The following is a 17,316-nucleotide window of genomic DNA, read 5'->3' as shown; positions in this document are numbered from 1 at the left end:
CCGGAATGGGCCGTTCACGTCTGTCCGTGCCGGTGCTCCTGATCCGATGTCCATTTCTGCCCGATCGCTGCTCAGACCGCTTTTCACACGCATCCTTTCGCGCCACGCAGGCCTGCTGCGTGCATTGCCGTTCGTGCTGCTGGCAGCCGCGTCGATGCTGCAGGCGGCCGAACTGCCGTCGGTCGCGCTGCACTACGGCAAGGATGCACCGCTGGCCGCGATGAAGGCCTTCGATATCGCCGTGGTCGAACCCGACCATGGTTTCGATCCGCTCGCCTACAAGGGGCGGGGCGCCTCCGAACTGTTTGCCTATGTCAGCGTGGGTGAAGTGCATCCGACCCGGGACTACGCCGCGCGCATTCCCGAGGCCTGGCGCATCGGCCGCAATGCGGCCTGGAAGTCGCTGGTGATCGACCAGGCCCAGCCGGCCTGGCCAGCCTTCTTCGCCGACGAGGTGGTGGGCCCGCTGTGGGCGCGTGGCTACCGCGGCTTCTTCCTCGATACCCTGGATTCCTATCATCTGGTGAAGGATGTCGACGTCGCCGCCCAGCAACGCGGACTGATCGCGGTGGTGCGTACCTTGCGTGCGCGCTTCCCGGGCATCCGGCTCATGTTCAACCGCGGTTTCGAACTGCTGCCCGAGTTGCGCGGTGAGGTTCATGCGGTGGCGGCCGAGTCGCTGTACCGCGGCTGGGACGCGCGTCACCGGCGTTATGTCGAGGTGCCGGCCAAGGACCGCGAGTGGCTGCTCGGCCAGTTGCAGACTGCGCGCGACCGCTATGGCGTGACCGCGATCGCCATCGACTACGTGGCGCCGGCCGCTCGCGAACTGGCCCGCGATACCGCACGACGCATTCACGCCCACGGCATCGTGCCCTATGTGACCGACGGCGATCTGAAACACCTCGGTGTCGGTCTGGTGGAGGTGCTGCCGCGCAAGCTCATGTTCCTCTACAACAGCCGGGAGGCCGCCCGGGTCAATGTTTCCAGCCCGCATCGCTACGCGGAGATGCCGGTCAATCACCTGGGCTATGTCGCCGAATATGTCGATGTGACCGGACCGCTGCCGGACGCCGTGCCGGCCGGCGAATACGCCGGTGCGGTGCTGTGGTTCGACGGCCATGTGCCGACCGACCGCGCCCGTGCGCTGATGGACTGGATGTCCGCGCGCATTGCCGAGGGCACCCGGATGGCGGTGTTCGGCTCCTTCGGTTTCGAACCGGATGCCGATTTCCTGCGCGTGGCCGGCCTGACGCAGGCGCCACCGGCTCGCGGCCGGCTGGACATCGCCGTGCGCGATCCTGCGGTCGGCTTCGAAACGCCGGCCATTCCCGACCGCGGCCGGCTGGAACGCATAAAAGTAGCGCAGCCGGATGCGCGCGTGCTGCTGGGCCTGAACGACACCGCCGGCAACCGCTACGACGCGGTGGCGCAAACCACCTGGGGCGGTTTCGCGCTGCATCCGTTCGCGGTGAGGGTACTGCCGCTGGACGAGGCACAGACGCGCTGGGTGGTCGAGCCCTTCGCCTTCATCCGCGATGCGCTGGCGCTGCCGCCGCTGCCGGTGCCGGATACCACCACGCTGACCGGCCGCCGCATGTTCTTTGCCCATATCGACGGCGACGGTTTCGCATCGCGCGCCGAAATGAAGGGCCGCAGGCTGGCCGCCGAAGTGCTGCTGGAAGATGTGCTCAAGCGCTACCGGGTGCCGCACGCGATGTCGGTGATCGAGATCGAAACCAGCGAGCGCGGTCCGTTCGCCCGCGATTCCGCCGAAATGGAGGCGGTCGCTCGCCGCATGTTCGCGCTGCCGCACGTCGAAATCGCCTCGCACAGCTACACCCATCCGTTCTACTGGGACAGCGTCGAGCGCGGTGAGGCGAAGGAGGCCGCCCAGGGCTACTCGCTCGCCCCCGCAGGTTACGCGCCCAGTCTGGAGCGCGAGATCGCCGGTTCGGTGGACTACATCCGCAGCCGGCTCGCGCCGCCGGGCAAGCCGGTTGGTCTCATGCTCTGGACCGGTGACGCTGCGCCCACCGAAGCGGCGCTGGAATGGGTCGAACGGCTGGGCATGGTGCAGATGAACGGCGGCTATACCGTGGCCAGCACGCTGTATCCGAGTCTGGCCGCGGTGTCCTCGCTCGGGACCTGGCAGGGGCGCCACTTCCATGTGCACGCGCCCATCATGAACGAGAACGTCTATACCAATCTCTGGACCGGGCCGTACTACGGCTTCGAGCGGGTGACGCAGACCCTGGCCTTCACCGACAGGCCGCGCCGGCTCAAGCCGGTCAATCTCTATTTCCATACCTACTCGGCCAGCAAGCCGGCGTCGCTGGCGGTGCTGCACAAGGTGTACCGGCATGCGCTGGCGCAGCCGGTACATCCGGTCTATCCGAGCGAATACGTGCGCATCGCGATGAATTTCAATGATGTCGTGCTTGCCCGCACGCTGGATGGCGGGCGCTACCTGGTGCGCAACGCCACCCATCTGCGCACGCTGCGCCTGCCGGCGGAACTGGGTCTGCCGGACATGCCGGCTTCGTCCGGCATCGGCGGCTGGCGCGACGGCGTCGAAGGGCGTTACGTCCATCTGACCGCAGACGAAGCGACGCTGACGCTGGTCGGCCGCACCGCCCTGGCGCCGGTGCTGGCCGAAGCGAATGCGCGACTGGAGTCGGCCAGTGTTGAGCAGGACGTGCAACGCTACCGCCTGAACGGCCATGTGCCGCTCGAATTCGCACTGGCCGGCGCCGGCCAGTGCCGCGTCACCGCCGATGGCCGTACCCTCGGCCCGGTGCGCAGCGAGGCCGGCCTCGCCCATTTCCGTCTGGACGCCCATGCTGCGACGATCGAGCTACGCTGCCGCGTCGGTTGAGCGTCCGCGCCTGGTCGCGCCGCATGTGCTGCTGGCCATCGGTCTGCTGGTGGGCGTGCTGTTCACGCTGCTGTTTCCCTACCGAGCGCTGGTCCAGTACACGCTGAACGCCACCCGGGGCGACGCGCTCACGCTGGCTTATCTGCGCAACCTGCTGCGCACCGATCCGCTGAATCCGGAACTCAGGCTTGCGCTGGTGCGCCAGTCCATCGCCCGGCGCGATTACGAACAGGCGCGCGCCGATCTGGCGCCGCTGCTCATCAGCCCGGCCGACCGCGAGGCGCTGACCGAAGCGCGCTGGGTCGAATGGACGCTGTACGAGAGCGAACTGCTGTCCGCGCCGCCGTTTTCGGCGCGCCACGCCGAACTGGAAGCGCAACTGCCGCAGCGGCTGCGCAATGCGGTGACGGTAGAGGGGCTGACCGACCAGAACCGGATGTCGCTGGTGCAGCGCGCGCTGTCGCGCGGGCAGGCGCTGCTGGCGCTGGAACTGATCGCCTCCTTCCGGCGCGATGGCGACGATATCGACCCGCGGCTGTACGGTCAGGCGGCCGCCGAAATGCTGGGTCACGGCGAATACGAAGGTGCGGCGCGCATGCTGCTGCTGCAACGCAGCCGCGAGCCGGATGCCGCGAAGCGCCGCGCGCTGTTCCTGCAGGCGTTGCGCACGCTGCAGTCGGGCAACCGGCTCGATCTGGCGCTGGACATGGCCGAGCGCGAAATCGGCGAACTGGCGAACGACACCGAAGTGATGTACTTCCTGGTCACGCTGGCGCGCGCCGCCAATCGGCCGGATGCTGCCGCCCGCTACGCGAAACGGATGCTGCAGCTGTCGCTGGAACGGCAGCTGCGCCGCAGTCAGTTCGCCGCCGCCGGCATCGACGTGCTGCCGTGGCGGGTGGCGGCCACGGGCGGACCGGAGCTGCCGTTCGACGACCGCATCTACACGCTCGGTTACGAAGCTTTTCTCGGCAACCGTCAGCTGGAGGACGCCGAACGGGTGGCGCAGTCGGCGGTGCGGCAGGCGCCGGACGATCTGCGCTGGCGCGAACGGCTGGCCACGGTGCAGGAATGGATGGGCAAACCGCAGGAGGCGCTCGACCAGTGGTCGCAGATCGCCCGCCGCGGCGGGCGCGAAGAGGCCTGGGAGGCGGTGCTCAGACTGGCGCCCGGCCTGCTCGACGACGACGCGCTGCTGCCGGCGCTCGAATACCGGCTGCGCCGCCGACCGCACGATCTCAAGCTCATGACTGAAATCGTCGCGCTGCACGAGCGTGCCGGCCGGCCGCGCGAAGCGATCGCCTTCCTGCAGCGTGCGGCCGGTGACGCGCCGTCGGTGGCCGAACTGCAGATGCTGGCCGATCTGGCCGAACGCGCGGCTGACATCGAACTGGCCCGGCGCACGCTGGCCCGGCTCGACGCGCTGCTGCCGCCGGACCCGGCGCGCGCGGCCCGGCGTGCCGCGCTGTTCATCCTCGACAGCCGCTTCGACGACGCGCTGCAGGTGATGGAGGGTGCGAAGGCCGCTGCCGATGACGGCAGTCGCGATTTCTGGCGACTGTATGTCGCGCTGGCCCAGCTGGTGCAGGACGATGAACGCGCTCGCAGCGCACTCGAGCGGGTGACCCGCTTTGACGATTCCGATGCTTTCGAACAGAGCGATCTGGTCGACCTGCTGAGCGATGTGTCGCCGCTGGCGGCGGCCCGCGAAGCCGAGCGTGGCTGGCGCCGCTTCGGCGGCAGCGTCTGGTTCCTGCGCACGCTGGATCTCTATGCCGGTGCCGGCCAGCGCACAGAACTGGCGCGGCTGTTCGGCGAACTGCAGCAGCCGGCACAGGCGGTGCAGCGTGCCGAAGCCGAACGCAGCACGGCCTTCCTGCAACGGCGCGCGCAATGGCATCTGGACGGTGGCCGCCGCGCCGATGCCTTTGCCGATCTGTCGGCGGCGCTCAGGCTGGAGCCGGAATCGGCGTCGGTGCGCACCACGCTGCTGTGGCTGCTGATCGATGGCAACGACACCCGCATGCTGCGCGAACTGCTGGCCCGGCATGAACAGGCCTGGGCGCGTGACGAAACGCTGCACGACGCACTGGCCGCCGCATGGCAGGCGCTGTCGCGCCCGCAGGTGGCGCTGGACCGCTACCTGCTGCCGCGGTTGGGGGCGCAGCGCGACGACTTCCTGTGGATGATGAATGTGGCCGACGCGCTGGAACAGAACGGCGATGTCGACCGCGCCTGGCGGGTGCGCCAGATGCTGTGGAAGAAAGAGCGGCCGCGGCTGGCCGAACTGGGCGCCGACGACATCGGCCGCCTTCAGCGTCAGGCCCGTGTGCGGCTCGCACGCACGCTGGCGCCGGGCGATGCGGCCAACGCGCTGCTGCGCGAAGTGATGCGGCTGGACCGCGAACCGGATGGGCGCTGGCTGCCGGCCGCACGCGAATTGGCGCTGTCCGCCTTCATCGACCGTGGCGAGTTCGACGCGGTGCGCGGTTTCCTGTGGCAGCAGTACGGTCGCAGTCTGAACCGGCCGCTGTGGGCCGACATCACCGCCGCACTGGCGCAGGGCGACGTGGCCGCGGTCGGCGCGCTGCTGGAAACCTGGGACGAACGCCTGCCGCGCTATGACCGGGTGAACAGTGCGCGCATGGTGGGCGACCTGCGTCTGGCGCAGAGCGCCGCCTTCGACACCCTGGACGCGCAGCGCGACGACGCGCCGCTGCACCTGCAGCTGTCCGATGCGCTGCTCGATTTTTCGCACCGCTTCGATCTCGACATCGCGCAGCGCACGCTGGGCGGCATCGACGAACGGCAGAGCGGCGCCACGCTGGACATGGCGGTGGCACCCGATCTGCGCATGAGCGTGGAATTCGGCTCCATCACCCGCGAGCGGGGTGACAACGTGCAGTTCAGTTCGACGCCGGGCGAAAGCAGCTATCTGCTGGCCAGACTCGCCTGGCAGCACGATGACGGCGTCACCCGCATCCTGATCGGTCAGCGCGACGGCTTCGAAACCATCCATCCGGTCGCCATCGAACGCGAACAGCGCATCGACAGCCGGCTCAGCGCCACGGTCGGCGTGGGGCTGCACATGCCGGCGACCGAAAACCTCGGGCTGCGCATGGCCGGCATGCGCGACCAGATCGATCTGCGCGCCAACTACCGCGTGGCGCGCGACGACCGCATCGGGCTGCAGTTCGGCAGTTACCGCTACCAGGCGCAGAACGGTCTGGACATCGGCCGTGGCCGGCTGTGGCAGGTCGAGGTGGCGCACGCCATCCGCACCGAACTGCCGGATCTTGAAGTGAGCGCCTACGCCGCCGGTTACCAGTTCAGCCGCGCCGACATCGATCTGGCCGATGCGCGCGCGGTCGAGGTGCGGCAGCGGCTGTTCGCCGGCAGCGGGCTGGATGCCACCGCGCTGCGGCCGCAGAGTTTCACGCTGCAGGGCGTGCGGCTCACCCACAACATCCGGCTGTTGCGCGATTACACAAAGGCGCTGCGGCCTTTCGGCTCGATCGGCGTATCGAACAACAGCGTGGCCGGCGCGGGCTACGACGTGTCGCTGGGCGTGGCCGGCAGCGTGCTCGGCACCGATCATTTTTCGCTGTCCTGGCGACAGGACAAGGGCGGTGGTGGCATCTTCGCGCGCACCACCGAATTCGCACTGCATTACCGACTGTTTTTCTGAACCGGGAGCGTTCGCATGAAACACCTGATCAAGCTCATCTGCGCCCTCGTGGCCTCCGTCACCCTGTTTTCCGGCTGCGCGGTGATCGACCACTCGGCCCCGTCGGGCGCCGACAAGTCAGCCGCCTGGGTGCTGCTGCCTTTCGGCAACGCGACCGAAACGCCGTTCGCCGGCCAGCGCGCCGAAGCGGTGACCGAAAACCTGCTGCGCAGTCTGGGCGTGGCCCAGGTGCAGCGCTACCCGGCCAGCCTGCAGAACGACAACCTGTTCGAGAGCGGCCAGCTGAAAGACGCGGCGCGCGCACTGGCCTGGGCGAAGGAGCAGGGCGCCCGCTATGCGGTGACCGGCACGGTCGATGAATGGCGCTACAAGGTGGGCGTCGATGGCGAGCCGGCGGTCGGTGTCGCGCTGCAGATTGTCGAGGTCGACAGCGGCCGCGTGCTGTGGAGCGGCGTCGGCGGCAAGAGTGGCTGGAGCCGCGAATCGCTGTCCGGTGTGGCGCAGGAACTGATCAAGTCGCTGCTGGTGCCGGCGCTCAAATGAACGATACCCGTACGCCCGGCGACCGCCCGGTCATCCGGCGCGTCGACGAGCCCCTGTGGCGGCGCCTGCTTGCGCGCTTCACGCCGACCGGTTCCGGCGCCGGCCCGGCCGCGCTGGCGGAAACCGTGGCGCTGCCCATGCTGGCGCTGCTGCTCGCTTTCTGGCTGAATCCGCTGGACCCCTTCTTCCTGCGCGCCCAGTTTGCCTGGGTGTGGCTGGGGCCGCTGCTGGTGGCGCTGCGCTATGGCCCGGTGCCTGGCCTGGCCGGCAGCGCGCTGCTGTTTTCGGCCTGGTTCGTGTTCGGCGAAATCGGCGTGGCGCTGGGTGAACTGCCCAAGCTGTACTTTCTCGGCTGGCTGATCGCGGTCATGATCTGCGGCGAGTTTTCGTCGCTGTGGCGCGGCCGGGTGCGGCGCGCCGAAAGCGTGCAGTCCTATCTCGAACAGCGTCTGGAATACCTGACCCACCAGCACTATCTGCTGCGCCTGTCGCACGACCGGCTGGAGCAGGACCTCATTTCCCGCCCGGTGTCGATGCGCGATGCGCTGGTCGGCCTGCGTGGCCTGGCGGCCTCGCCGGCGGCCGCTGGCGAGGCGCTGCCGGGCGCGGCCGATCTGCTGCGTCTGGTGGCGCAGTACTGCCAGATCGAGCGTGCCGCCCTGCTGGCGGTCGATGCCGAGGGCAAGCCGGTCGGCACCGCGCCGGCCTGGCTGGGCACGCCGTTCGACGTGGACGCCGGCGATCCGCTCATCCGCTTCGCGCTCGAACACCGCCGGCTCGCCCACGTCGCGCTCGACGGCGGCACCGCGCCTGCCGGTTCGCGCTATCTGGTGGTGGCGCCGCTGACCGGCCTGGGCGGCGATCTGCACGCGCTGCTGCTGGTCGATCGCATGCCTTTCTTCGCGCTGCACGACGAAACCCTGCAGATGCTCAACCTGCTGCTGGGCTACTACGCCGACGGGCTGTCGGCCAGCGCGCTGGCCGCACCGCTGCGCGCGGAACTGCCGGACTGCCCGCTGGACTTCGCGTTCGAAATGGCCCGCATGTGGCGGGTGCGCGTCGAATCCGGCGTCAGCAGCGCGCTCGTCATGCTCAGTTTTCCGGCTGGCGAAGCAGGCCAGGATCTGGCGCTGCAGATCGCGCGCATGCAGCGCTCGCTGGACGTGGTGTGGCGGGTCGAGCGCACCGATGGCGTTCGCCTGCTCACGCTGATGCCGCTGGCCGGCCCGGCCGCGGTCGAAGGCTATCTGGCGCGCATCGACAACTGGCTTGCCCAGCACCGCGGCGGCGGGCTGGATCATTGCCGAGTCGGCAGTCGCACCCGCATGCTGGACCAGGAAGCGCCGGCCGATCTGCTGGCCCGTCTGACCGGAGCGCGCGATGGGCAGTAGCAAGCTCGCGCTGGCCGCGCTGCTGGCCGAACTGGCCGCCTTCTACGGCCTGGGTCACATCGAGTCGCCCGACCTCGCGCTGTCCGCCTATCTGGCGGCCCACGCGCCGGCCAGCCTGCTGCTGGCGCTGGCGGTCTATCTGCTGATTCCGCTGGCGCGCTCCAAGCCGCGGCTGAGCGTGCTGTCACTGCTGTTCTGCAGCATATTCTTCGTGCCGGTGCTCGGCTTCGTCGGCGTGCTGGTCGGTGCGCTGGTGCGCCATCTGCTGCCGCGGCTAGAGTCGCCCAGCCGCTTTTCCGCGGTGCGGCTGCCGGATCTGGACATCCACGAAAGCAGCGAAAAATCCGGTGCCGGTTTCCGCCAGGCCGGCGTGCGTCAGTTCCTGAAGAACGATCGGGCACCGGTGCCGCAGCGGCTGCGCGCCATGGTGGCGCTGTCGCACGCGCCGTCGCGCATCGGTTCGCCGGTGTTGCGCGAACTGCTGGGTGACGCCGAGGACGATCTGCGTCTGCTGGCCTATGGCCTGCTGGACAACCGCGAAAAGCGGCTCAATGCCGACATCCATGCCGCGCGCCAGAAGCTGGCCGCCTGTCGCAGCGACGACGAGCGCGGCCGGGTGGCGCAGCAGCTCGCCGCGCTGTACTGGGAACTGATCTATCAGGGGCTGGTGCAGGGCGATCTGCTCGACTATGCGGTGGGCGAGGCGCTGCGCCACACCGAAACCGCGCTGGCCACGCTGCGCGACAACCCGGCGCTGCACCTGCAGCACGGCCGGCTGCTGCAGCAGCTCGGCCGGCTGGACGAGGCGGATGCCGCCTATCAGCGCGCGCGCGAGCTGGGCCTGCCAGCGTCGCGCGTGGTGCCCTATCTGGCCGAACTGGCGTTCGCTCGCCGCGATTTTTCGCGCGTACGTACGCTGCTGCAGTCGATGCAGGACTGGGAAGGGCTGTCGCGGCTGCAGCCGGTGCTGAAATTCTGGGGGCAGGCATGAGCGAAGTGATCCGCCGCGCGCCCGAGGGTGTCGATGTCGCCCTGCTGCTCGAAGGCACCTTCCCCTATGTGGCGGGCGGTGTGTCGAGCTGGGTGAACCAGATCATCCGCGCCTTCCCGGACCTGCGCTTCGGCGTGGTGTTCATCGGCAGCCGGCGCAGCGATTACGGTGACATGCGCTACACGCTGCCGGACAACGTGGTGCATCTGGAAACCCACTATCTGCACGACGACCTCGGCACGGTGGCCACTGCGCACGAGCGCAAGCGCGGGCTGCAGGGCGACGCGAAGGCGTTTGCGCAGATGGCGTCGCTGCACGACGCCTTCCGCCGCGGCGGCGGTCGCGAGGGCGCACCCGACGTGCTGTCGCTGTTCGGCGAAGCCTGCCGCGACATCGCGCCCGGCGGCCGCATCGATCTGGAGGCCTTCCTGCGCAGCGAGGCGTCGTGGGACGTGGTGACCGATCGCTACCGTACCTATTGCAGCGACCCCAGCTTCGTCGACTACTTCTGGACCGTGCGCATCATGCATCAGCCGCTGTGGCAGTTGGCCCGCATCGCGCACACGCTGGTGCCGGCCCGGGTCTATCACAGCGTGTCCACCGGCTACGCCGGCTTTCTCGGTGCGCTGCTGGCGCAGTCGACCGGCCGGCCGCTGGTGCTGTCGGAGCACGGCATCTACACCAAGGAACGCAAGATCGACCTGTACCAGAACGAATGGATACGGGACAACCGCAACGTGTTCCAGAAGGACGCGTCCGAACTGAGCTATTTCCGCCAGCTCTGGATACGCTTCTTCGAATGGCTGGGCCGGCTCACCTACGCGGCGGCCGACCCCATCGTTGCGCTGTACGAAACCAACCGGCTGCGCCAGGTCGCCGACGGGGCGGATGCAGCGCGTACCCGCAACATTCCGAATGGCGTGAACATCGGTCGACTGGCGCCGCTGCGCGCGCAGCGGCCGGCCGAAGTGCCGCCGGTGCTGTGCCTGATCGGCCGCGTGGTGCCGATCAAGGACATCAAGACCTTCGTGCGCGCGATGCGCCGTGTGGTGAACCGGATGCCCGAGGCGCAGGGCTGGATCGCCGGCCCGGCGGACGAGGATCCGGCCTACGCGGAGGAGTGCCGCAATCTGGTCGACAGCCTGGGCCTGACCGACAACGTGCGTTTTCTGGGCATGCAGAAGATCGACGAGCTGATGCCGAAGATCGGGCTGGTGGTGCTGTCGTCGATTTCCGAAGCGCTGCCGCTGGTGCTGCTGGAAGGTTTCGCCGCAGGCGTGCCGGCGGTGGCCACCGACGTAGGCTCCTGCCGCCAGCTCATGCACGGGCTGGGCGCGGAGGACGAGGCGCTGGGCGCGGCCGGCCGTGTGGTGGGCATCGCCGACCCGCAGTCGCTGGCCGACGCCGCGCTGGATCTGCTCAATGACGGCGCCGCCTGGCAGGCGGCGCAGCAGGCGGGCATCGCGCGGGTCGAGCGCTATTACGCCGACACGCTGATGTTCGACCGCTACCGCGAGGTGTACGCCGGCGCGCTCGAACGCGATACGCGCCGCGCTGGCGTCTGCCCCTTCGGACACGGAGCGCGCTGATGGCCGGCATCGGTTTCGAACTGCGCAAACTGCTGAAGAAGGACAGCCTGCTCGGGCTGGTGCAGGCCTATAGCTATGCCGGCGTGATCGGCTCCGGGCCGTGGGTGCTGTCCATCGTCGGCATCCTGATGGTGGGTCTGCTGTCGCGTGCGGTGGTGGTGCCGGAATTCCTGATCACCCAGTTCCAGGTGTCGGTCACCTATCTGATCTCGACTTCGCTCATCCTGACCGGGCTGGTGCAGCTGGCCTTCACCCGCTTCATTTCGGACCGCCTGTTCGAGAAGCGCGACGATCTGGTCATGTCCAACTTCAACGGCCTGCTGCTGTGGGTGATCGGCGTGGCCGGCGTACTCGGGCTGCTGCTGGCGTTCACGCTGTTCGCCGGGCTGCCGGTCATCTACCGGCTGCTCATGCTGTCCGGCTTCGTGCTGCTGTGTGGCATCTGGGTCGCCACCATCTTCCTGTCCGGTCTCAAGATGTACCGCGCCATCCTGCTGCTGTACGCGCTGGGTTACGCGGTCACCGTCATCACCGCGCTGCTGGCGCGTCCCTGGGGGCTGGAAGGCCTGCTCGGCGGCTTCGTGCTCGGCCACTTCGTGCTGTTCATCGGCATGTGGCTCATCACCGCCTGGCACTACCGCTCGCGGGTCACCATTTCATACGAGTTTTCGCGCGCGGAAACCCGCTACCCCTCGCTCATGCTGATCGGCCTCCTGTACAACCTGGGCGTCTGGGTGGACAAGTTCATGTTCTGGAGCTGGCCGGAAACGTCGGACGCCATCATCGGGCCGCTGCGCGCGTCGGTCATCTACGACCTGCCGGTGTTCATGGCCTATCTGTCCATCATTCCGGGCATGGCGGTGTTTCTGGTGCGCATCGAAACCGATTTCGTCGAGTACTACGACCGCTTCTTCGACGCGGTGCGCACCGGCGGCTCGCTCGAATACATCGAAGACATGCGCGACGAAATGGTGCTGTCCATCCGTCAGGGCCTGGCGGAGATCGGCAAGATACAGACGCTGGCCATGCTGGCCGCCATCGTCGCCGGTCCGGCGGTGTTCGCGGTGCTGGACATTTCGGAACTGAACCTGCCGCTGCTCTACATCCAGACCCTGGCCGCCAGCCTGCAGGTCGGGCTGCTGGCGCTGCTGAACGTGTTCTTCTACCTCGACCAGCGCCGCATCATCCTCGCGCTGTGCGGCTTCTTCTGCCTGTCCAACATCGCCTTCACCGCGCTGTCGTTCAAGCTGGGCGCCAGCTTCTACGGCTATGGCTACGCGCTGTCGGTGCTGCTTACGCTGATGCTGGGCCTGTGGGCGCTGGACCGGAAGCTGGGGCGGCTGGAGTACGAAACCTTCATGCTGCAGTAAGCGGCGCTCACGGACGCGCAGCCCCGGAGGGCCGGCCGGTTTCAGTACTGCGGCGTGGCGGCGGTGGTGATTTCGTGCCGCAGCAGGTGGTAGAGCGCGAGGCGGTCCGGTGCGACGTGGTCGCGCAGGCCGCAGCCAGGTTCGCTGTCGTGCGCGCAGTCGCGGAAGCGGCAGCTGCCCAGATGGGCGCGGAAATCCGGGAAAGCCTGTTCGAGATCGTTCACGTCGAGCTGGGCCAGGCCGAATTCCTGCAGGCCCGGGCTGTCGATCAGCGCGCCGCCGCCGGCCAGGTCGTACAGCTTGGCGTAAGTGGTGGTGTGCTTGCCCGAATCGAGCGCCTGCGACACTTCGCGCGTCGCCGCCCGGGCGTCCGGCACCAGCGCGTTGACCAGCGTCGATTTGCCCATGCCGGACTGGCCGGTGAATACCGCGGTGCGTCCGGCAAGGTGGGGCCGCAGCGCGTCTGCGCCCTGCAGCGCGCTCAGTTCGAGCACGTCGTAGCCGAGGCGGCGGAAAGGTTCGAGCGCGGCGCGGGCGGCCGGCAGGGCTGCGGCCAGATCGCACTTGTTCAGCACGATGAGCGCGTCGACCTGCTGCGCTTCGCAGGCCACCAGGATGCGCGCCACCAGTTCCGGGCTGAACGACGGTTCGGTGGCCACCACGATGGCCACCAGATCGACATTGGCCGCCACCATCTTCTGCTTCCACATGTCCTTGCGGTAGAGCAGGCTGCTGCGCGGCAGCACTTCGGCGATGCGCGCCTGGTCTTCGCCCTGCATGTCGAGCAGCACGCGGTCGCCGCAGGCGATGTCCGATTTCTTGCCGCGCGGGAAGGCCTGCAGCTCGCGGCCGTCCTCCAGCCGGGCGACGTAGTGCCGGCCGTGGGCCGACACGATGCGGGCGGCCGGCTGTGCGCTCTTCTTCAAACCGTCAGCCGGCGTCGCGCATCGCTTCGATGCGGGCGGCGCAGATGAGGTCGTTGATCGAAATGCTGCGCACGCTGTGGGTGGTGAACACCACGCGCACGCGGTTGGCGCCGAACATGATGTCCGGGTGGTGGTCCTGCGCCTTCGCGATCGCGGCCACCTGGTTCACGAAATTCACCACCTGATCGTAATCGCCGAACTGGAAGTCCTTCGCCAGGTGCTTGTCGGCCTCGATCCAGCCGTGCAAGTCCTTCAGTGCCAGGGCGAGCGCTTCGCCCTCGATGCGGCGGTGCGCGCCCTTCTGCGGCGCGCACTGCTGTTGTGCAAGTTCTTGTCGGGTCATGGATCAGGCGGACTGCAGCCGGGCCACGCGCAGCGCGGCCGGCGGGTGGGAATCGTAGAACTGCGAATACAGCGGGTCCGGCGTCAGCGTGGACGCGTTGTCGCGGTACAGCTTGACCAGCGCGGCGACCAGCCAGTCGGCGCGGGTCTGCGCGACCGCGTAGGCGTCAGCCTCGAATTCGTGCTTGCGCGACATGAGCTTGAGCAGCGGCGACAGCGGGAAGCTGAACACCGGAATCACCAGCGCGAACAGCGTGAGCGCCATCGCGTGGCCCCAGCTGGCCGGGTCGGTAACACCCAGCTCGGCGAAGAACCACGGCGCATCGACCAGCCAGCCGAGCAGCGCGAAGAAGGCGAAGCTGCCGGCGGCGATCCAGCCCACGCGCTTCCAGATGTGGTGGTGCTTGTAGTGGCCCAGTTCGTGCGCCAGCACGGCTTCGATCTCGTCTGCACCCAGCCGGTTGAGCAGGGTGTCGAAGAACACGATGCGCTTGCCCTTGCCGAAGCCGGTGAAATAGGCGTTGCCGTGCGCCGAGCGGCGCGAGCCGTCCATCACGAACAGACCTTCGGAGCGGAAGCCGCAGCGCTCCAGCAGTGATTCGATGCGGCTGCGCAGCTCTCCGGCCGGCATCGGCTCGAACTTGTTGAACAGCGGCGCGATGAACGTGGGGTAGATCACCATCAGCGCGAGGCTGAAGCTGAGCCAGAAGGCCCACGCCCACACCCACCAGGCGCTGCCCAGGCTGCCCATGATCCACAGCACCGCGGCCACCGCCGGCGCGCCGATGGCGGCGCCGACCAGGCCGTGCTTGATCTGGTCGCCGAAAAACATGGCCAGCGTCATCTTGTTGAAGCCGAAACCCTGTTCGATCACGAAGGTGCGCCACAGCAGCACCGGCAGGTCGATCAGCGACGACGCGAAGGTGACGATGCCGATGAACACCAGATCGCGCAGCATGCCGCTGCCGGCCAGACCGGTGGCGACATCGAACATCCACTGCAGACCACCGCCCAGCGTCAGCACCGCCAGCCACAGCGCGCCGATGATCACGTCGGTGCGCGCCAGCCCGGCGCGTGCCACGGTGTAGTCAGCCGCTTTCTGGTGGGCTTCGAGCGGAATGGCATCGCGGAAGGCGAGCGGTACCTCGCCGCGGTGGGCGGCCACGTGCGAGCGGTGGCGGGTGGCCAGCCACAGGCGCACGGCGCTGGTCAGCACGAGGGCGACGACGAAGATTTCGGTCAGCATGATGGGGTGGCCTCGGGTTGGAAACGGTTGTCGGACTGATTGCCGACGCAATTGCCAGACTGGGTGCCGGGACTGTATTTAGACTCAGTCCAGGTCACGCGAGTGTGACAAAATCGGGCCGCTCCGCGTTCGGACGAACGCATTAATCCCGCTTGGAAATTTTCTCGATTATGGCACAGGACCCCTCCCATCTCGTCTGGCTGGACATGGAAATGACCGGTCTGGATCCGGACAACGACCGCGTGATCGAACTGGCCTGCGTGGTCACGAACGCGCAGCTCGAAGTGATCGCCGAAGGCCCGGTGCTGGCGGTGCATCAGTCCGACGAAGTGCTCAATGGCATGGACAAGTGGAACACCTCCACCCATGGCAAGTCGGGCCTGACCGACCGCGTGCGCGCATCGACGCTGGACGAGGCAACGGCCGAGGCGCAGATGATCGCCTTCCTGAGCCAGTACCTGCCGGAGCGCGCCAGCCCGATCTGCGGCAATTCGATCTGCCAGGACCGCCGCTTCCTCGCGCGCCACATGCCCGGACTGGAAGCGTGGTTCCACTACCGCAACCTGGACGTGTCGACGCTGAAGGAACTGTGCCGGCGCTGGCGTCCGGAACTGTCGGGTCAGTTCAAGAAGGCGCAGCGTCACGAGGCGCTGGCCGACATCTACGAATCGATCGACGAACTGAAGTTCTACCGCGAACACTTCCTGCGCATGGAATGAGGCGATGAGCACGCTCCGCATCGCTGTTGCCCAGCTGAACTGCGTGGTCGGCGATCTCGACCACAACGCCGCGCTCATCCTTGACGCCGCCCGGCGGGCGGCAGAGCAGGGCGCCGACCTGCTGCTGACGCCGGAACTGGCGCTGTGCGGCTACCCGCCGGAAGATCTGCTGCTGCGGCCGGATTTCCATCGCGCCTGCGCGCGCCAGATCGCCCGCATCGCGGCAGGTGCGCCGGCCGGACTGGCGCTGCTGGTCGGCCATCCGCATGCGCAGGACGACCGGCTCTACAACGCCGCCAGCCTGATCCGTGGCGGGCAGGTCGAGGCCACCTATCGCAAGATGCGGCTCCCGAACTACGAGGTGTTCGACGAGGAACGCTACTTCGATGCCGGCAGCGAGGCGTGCGTTGTCGAGGTCGCTGGCGTGAAGGTGGGCGTGAACATCTGTGCCGACGTGTGGGAAGCGGGCGCGCCTGAAGCTGCCGCTGCCGCCGGTGCGCAGGTGCTGGCGGTGCTCAATGCGTCGCCCTATCACCTGAACAAGCCGCTCACCCGCGAACAGGTGGTGGGTGAGCGCGTCACCGCCACCGGCCTGCCGGTCGTGTACTGCAATCTGGTCGGCGGACAGGATGAACTGGTGTTCGACGGCGCCTCGTTCGCGCTCGACCGCAGCGCTCGGCTGGTCTGGCGCGCGCCGCACTGCCGCGAACATTTCGCGCTGGTCGAACTGCGCGACGGCGATGTCGTGCCGCAGCCGCTGCCACCGCAGTCCACGGTGGAACAGGACTGTTACGAGGCGCTGGTGCTGGGTGTGCGCGACTACCTCGGCAAGAACGGCTTCAGGTCCGCCCTGATTGGTCTTTCCGGCGGTGTCGATTCGGCGCTCACGCTGTGCATCGCGGTGGACGCGCTGGGCGCGGACCGGGTGCGCGCGGTCATGATGCCGTCGCCCTATACCGCGCAGATGAGTCTCGATGATTCGCGCGCACTGGTGAAGAACCTCGGCGTGCAGTACGACGAGGTGTCGATCGCGCCGGCCATGGCCACTTTCGAACAGATGCTGAAGCCGCTGTTCGGCGATGCCGCTGCCGACACCACTGAAGAGAACGTGCAGGCCCGCGCCCGCATGATCATGCTGATGGCACTGTCGAACAAGACCGGCGCCATCGTGCTCACCACCGGCAACAAGAGCGAAATGGCGGTGGGCTATTCGACGCTGTACGGCGATCTGGCTGGCGGCTTCGCGGTGATCAAGGACATCTTCAAGACCTTCGTCTATCGCCTGTGCGACTGGCGCAACAGCGTGCGGTACGACATTCCGGACAACATCCTCACCCGAGCGCCGTCGGCCGAACTGCGCCCGGACCAGACTGACCAGGACAGCCTGCCGCCCTATGCGGTGCTCGATGCCATCATCGAAGCCTATATGGAGCGCGACGAGTCGCCGCGCGACATCATCGCGCGCGGCTTCGCCGAGGCGGACGTGCACCGCGTGATCGGTCTGCTCCGGCGCAACGAGTACAAGCGCCGGCAGGCGCCGCCCGGTGTGCGGGTGACCGAGCGGGGCTTCGGGAAGGACTGGCGGTATCCGATTACCAACCGGTATCGGGACGAAGGCGCGGCCTGAGAAATG

12 protein-coding genes are annotated in these 17,316 nt (G+C 67.9%); 9 read left to right on the top strand and 3 right to left on the bottom strand.

Annotation, left to right across the window (positions count from 1 at the left end):
* Nucleotides 1-46: 46 nt before the first annotated feature.
* Genes METUNV2_RS0112685 through pelG form a run of 7 tightly spaced genes read left to right on the top strand, consistent with a single transcriptional unit; the run spans nt 47 to nt 12,450 of the window.
* Nucleotides 47-2,878 carry a bifunctional glycoside hydrolase 114/ polysaccharide deacetylase family protein gene (locus METUNV2_RS0112685; protein WP_018229843.1) on the top strand — a complete coding sequence of 944 codons (2,832 nt, stop codon included), beginning with the start codon at nt 47-49 and terminating at the stop codon, nt 2,876-2,878.
* Complete coding sequence (locus METUNV2_RS0112680) at nt 2,841-6,566, top strand: tetratricopeptide repeat protein (protein ID WP_018229842.1); 3,726 nt, start codon at nt 2,841-2,843, stop codon at nt 6,564-6,566. Before METUNV2_RS0112685 ends, METUNV2_RS0112680 begins: the two co-directional genes overlap by 38 nt.
* A 15-nt stretch (nt 6,567-6,581) precedes the next feature.
* A complete protein-coding gene (locus METUNV2_RS0112675; protein WP_018229841.1) occupies nt 6,582-7,109 on the top strand; it encodes a hypothetical protein in 528 nt (175 codons plus the stop codon).
* Nucleotides 7,106-8,500 carry a PelD GGDEF domain-containing protein gene (locus METUNV2_RS0112670; RefSeq protein WP_026188131.1) on the top strand — a complete coding sequence of 465 codons (1,395 nt, stop codon included), beginning with the start codon at nt 7,106-7,108 and terminating at the stop codon, nt 8,498-8,500. The genes METUNV2_RS0112675 and METUNV2_RS0112670 overlap by 4 nt, the downstream gene beginning before the upstream one ends.
* The gene (locus METUNV2_RS0112665; protein WP_018229840.1) at nt 8,490-9,491 is read left to right on the top strand and encodes a hypothetical protein; all 1,002 of its coding nucleotides are present in this window, start codon (nt 8,490-8,492) and stop codon (nt 9,489-9,491) included. The genes METUNV2_RS0112670 and METUNV2_RS0112665 overlap by 11 nt, the downstream gene beginning before the upstream one ends.
* A complete protein-coding gene (gene pelF, locus METUNV2_RS0112660; RefSeq protein ID WP_018229839.1) occupies nt 9,488-11,080 on the top strand; it encodes a GT4 family glycosyltransferase PelF in 1,593 nt (530 codons plus the stop codon). The genes METUNV2_RS0112665 and pelF overlap by 4 nt, the downstream gene beginning before the upstream one ends.
* The gene (gene pelG / locus METUNV2_RS0112655; protein WP_018229838.1) at nt 11,080-12,450 is read left to right on the top strand and encodes an exopolysaccharide Pel transporter PelG; all 1,371 of its coding nucleotides are present in this window, start codon (nt 11,080-11,082) and stop codon (nt 12,448-12,450) included. The genes pelF and pelG overlap by 1 nt, the downstream gene beginning before the upstream one ends.
* Before the next feature lie 41 nt (nt 12,451-12,491).
* Here pelG and rsgA read toward each other — a convergent pair whose 3' ends face one another.
* The 3 genes from rsgA to METUNV2_RS0112640 are packed head-to-tail and all read right to left on the bottom strand — an operon-like array spanning nt 12,492 to nt 14,964.
* Entirely contained in the window at nt 12,492-13,376 is an 885-nt protein-coding gene (rsgA, locus tag METUNV2_RS0112650; RefSeq protein ID WP_018229837.1) for a ribosome small subunit-dependent GTPase A, read from the bottom strand.
* Nucleotides 13,377-13,380: 4 nt separating this feature from the next.
* Nucleotides 13,381-13,719: a 4a-hydroxytetrahydrobiopterin dehydratase gene (locus tag METUNV2_RS0112645; RefSeq protein ID WP_018229836.1), complete on the bottom strand. Its 339-nt coding sequence runs from the start codon at nt 13,717-13,719 to the stop codon at nt 13,381-13,383.
* A gap of 3 nt (nt 13,720-13,722) precedes the next feature.
* Nucleotides 13,723-14,964, bottom strand: a complete 1,242-nt coding sequence (locus METUNV2_RS0112640) for a M48 family metallopeptidase (RefSeq protein ID WP_018229835.1) — start codon at nt 14,962-14,964, stop codon at nt 13,723-13,725.
* 170 nt (nt 14,965-15,134) lie between these two features.
* Here METUNV2_RS0112640 and orn point away from each other — a divergent pair, with 170 nt between their 5' ends.
* Both orn and METUNV2_RS0112630 read left to right on the top strand, forming a co-directional pair.
* On the top strand, nt 15,135-15,683 hold the full coding sequence (gene orn / locus METUNV2_RS0112635) for an oligoribonuclease (protein WP_026188130.1): 549 nt from the start codon (nt 15,135-15,137) through the stop codon (nt 15,681-15,683).
* A 4-nt stretch (nt 15,684-15,687) separates the two neighbouring features.
* Nucleotides 15,688-17,310: an NAD+ synthase gene (locus METUNV2_RS0112630; RefSeq protein ID WP_018229833.1), complete on the top strand. Its 1,623-nt coding sequence runs from the start codon at nt 15,688-15,690 to the stop codon at nt 17,308-17,310.
* Nucleotides 17,311-17,316: the final 6 nt, after the last annotated feature.

This window comes from Methyloversatilis universalis EHg5 (assembly GCF_000378945.1).
GTDB lineage: Bacteria > Pseudomonadota > Gammaproteobacteria > Burkholderiales > Rhodocyclaceae > Methyloversatilis > Methyloversatilis universalis_A.
This window is presented reverse-complemented; position numbering and strand designations above follow the sequence as displayed.